Genomic DNA, 2,434 nt, shown 5'->3' with positions numbered 1-2,434 from the left:
ATTTTGTGTAAGATCATTCGTTCCCCACTATATATACTGCGGGGTCCCCACATAATTCACAGGCTGTGGATAAACTGTTAGTATGTTCGATTTTTCTGATTTCGGGCGGCAGCTCGTGGTCGTCAATGTACATATCCAGCACGGTTTCAATGTGTTCTTCACAGGAATAATACGTTTGTTTCATGTTCAAATCCTCCAATGATTTCTTCCATTTTTACAAATGTTCTCTTCTCAATATAACCTATTTATTCACATGTTAGTAGTGATTCGGGCTGAGTTTTATCCACAATTCGACAAACAAGTTGTTGATGACTCTATTTCGCTCGTGTGTTAGTTTGGATGTAACCGATGTGTGGGGAGGTTTGCATTTGCGCTTTAGATGGGTTTGGCTTTTTGTGATCATGCTGTTGCTTGTTGGGTGTCAGCCGTCTTATTGGATGTTGGAGAAGGATCGAATCGGTGAAGGCAGTCCAGACTTAGAAATATACGCTAATTACCTTCAAATACATGATGTAAAAGGATATCAAGTCTTCACCATATCAGAAGGCAAAAAAATGGTCGTCGTGTCTCTCGGAAGCAGCGAGAACGAAAAACAGCTTGAGGTGTCAGACGTCAATTTCTCACCTAAAGAAACGATTGTAACTGTGAAACGAAAACCAGCTCCTACGGCAAATGAGAAAAACCCTTATATTTTGATTGGACTGGACAAAATCGAAGGGGAATTCATTGTACAGGATGAAAAGGGAAACCGCTTTGAAGAAACGGATTCCCAGCAATAAAGCCGGCGTTCTGAGAACGTCCGGCTTTATCTTTTACTTCAGTGTTCCATGCGGGTCGATGACGAATTTTTTGGCTGCGCCTTTGTCGAAGTCGCTGTAGCCTTTTGGCGCGTCGTCCAGAGAAATGACAGTGGCGTTGACGGCCTTTGCGATTTGCGCTCTGCCGCTCAGGATCGCTTTCATCAAATTGCGGTTGTATGTCATGGCGGGTGTTTGTCCGGTGACGAAGGTGTGGGCTTTGGCCCAGCCGAGTCCGAAGCGGATTTTTAGTGAGCCTGTTTTAGCGTCGGCATCCTTTGCACCGGGATCTTCGGTCACGTATAAGCCTGGAATGCCAAGGCTGCCTCCGACCTGGGTGACGTCCATGATTGAGTTCAGCACGGCGGCTGGCGCTTCTCCTTGATTGCCGTGCCCAGATGCTTCAAAGCCGACACAGTCCACTGCGGCATCAACGGTTGGTTCACCTAGTATTTGTTCAATTTGCTCGCCGAGGCGGTCGTGTTTTCGCACGTTGACCGTTTCACAGCCGAAGCTTCTCGCCTGTGCCAGTCTGTCTTCGTTCAGATCGCCGACAATCACGGTGGAGGCGCCTAGGAGCTGAGCGGAGTGCGCAGCTGCCAAGCCAACAGGCCCCGCTCCCGCGATATAGACGGTTGAACCTGTTTGCACGCCCGCTGTATAAGCTCCATGGAAGCCGGTCGGGAAAATGTCGGACAGCATGGTCAAATCGAGAATCTTTTCTAACGCCTGCTCTTTATCAGGGAACACCAAAAGCTGAAAGTCAGCGTACGGCACCATGACGTATTCAGACTGGCCGCCGACCCAGCCGCCCATATCGACGTAGCCGTAAGCCGATCCCGGCCGGTCCGGATTGACATTCAGGCACACATGCGTTTTCTGCGTTTTGCACATCTCACAGCGTCCGCAGGCAATATTGAAAGGAACGGATACGATATCGCCCTTTTTGATAAATTCGACGTCTCGCCCCGTTTCAATGACTTCTCCCGTAATTTCATGCCCGAGCACCAAGCCTTCTGGCGCCGTTGTGCGGCCTCTGACCATATGCTGGTCGCTTCCGCAAATGTTGGTTGTAATGACTTTGAGAATGACCCCATGCTCACATTTTCGATTCACATTCGCCTTTGGAACGCCGGGCCCGTCCCTCAAGATTAACTCCGGATAACCGATATCCTCCACCGCTACAGTCACTTTGCCTTTGTACACAACCGCTTTGTTTCCTGTCAACGCCATTCCTCCCATTCATGTGTTTGGACTCTCCTCCCTTGAACATGACTTCGGTTCGGCATGACCCTTTCCCTTTTTCACGACTGTTTTTTCTGTATTCTTATAACAACAAATATGCCAAGAAAACAGCCGATAATGGTTCCGCCGATGTCTAAGAAGTCGACTTTACATCCATTTAACAGGAACACAGTAATGGCCGAAACCAGGCTGATCATAACTGCCAGAAGAATAACTCGTTTGGTGCGCATGTAATTCCTCCTTTAGATTCGTTTCTAAAACATACCCAAAATCTCTGCAAACTTCGGGTCAACAAAAAAAGAGACTTCATACCAGTCTCTTCATAAACAGAGATCACTCAAAAAATTTCCTGAGAAATAATGTGGCAACACTCGTTACTAACGCAATCGCCG

Annotated in this window: 4 protein-coding genes; 1 reads left to right on the top strand and 3 read right to left on the bottom strand. The window is 47.8% G+C overall.

Annotated features, from left to right (window positions below; genetic code table 11):
- Nucleotides 1-13: 13 nt before the first annotated feature.
- Nucleotides 14-184, bottom strand: coding sequence for a CxxH/CxxC protein (locus ACWHAR_RS19870; protein ID WP_003236479.1), 171 nt, complete (start codon nt 182-184; stop codon nt 14-16).
- A 184-nt stretch (nt 185-368) separates the two neighbouring features.
- Between ACWHAR_RS19870 and ACWHAR_RS19865 the strand changes: the two genes are divergently transcribed.
- On the top strand, nt 369-779 hold the full coding sequence (locus ACWHAR_RS19865) for a hypothetical protein (RefSeq protein WP_452087599.1): 411 nt from the start codon (nt 369-371) through the stop codon (nt 777-779).
- A 33-nt stretch (nt 780-812) separates the two neighbouring features.
- Here the strand turns inward: ACWHAR_RS19865 and fdhA are convergent, their stop codons facing one another.
- Entirely contained in the window at nt 813-2,039 is a 1,227-nt protein-coding gene (gene fdhA, locus ACWHAR_RS19860) for a formaldehyde dehydrogenase, glutathione-independent (protein ID WP_072557107.1), read from the bottom strand.
- A 62-nt stretch (nt 2,040-2,101) separates the two neighbouring features.
- A complete protein-coding gene (locus tag ACWHAR_RS19855; protein ID WP_014481459.1) occupies nt 2,102-2,272 on the bottom strand; it encodes a hypothetical protein in 171 nt (56 codons plus the stop codon).
- Nucleotides 2,273-2,434: the final 162 nt, after the last annotated feature.

It is taken from the genome of Bacillus sp. LR--39, from assembly GCF_053613335.1.
This window is presented reverse-complemented; position numbering and strand designations above follow the sequence as displayed.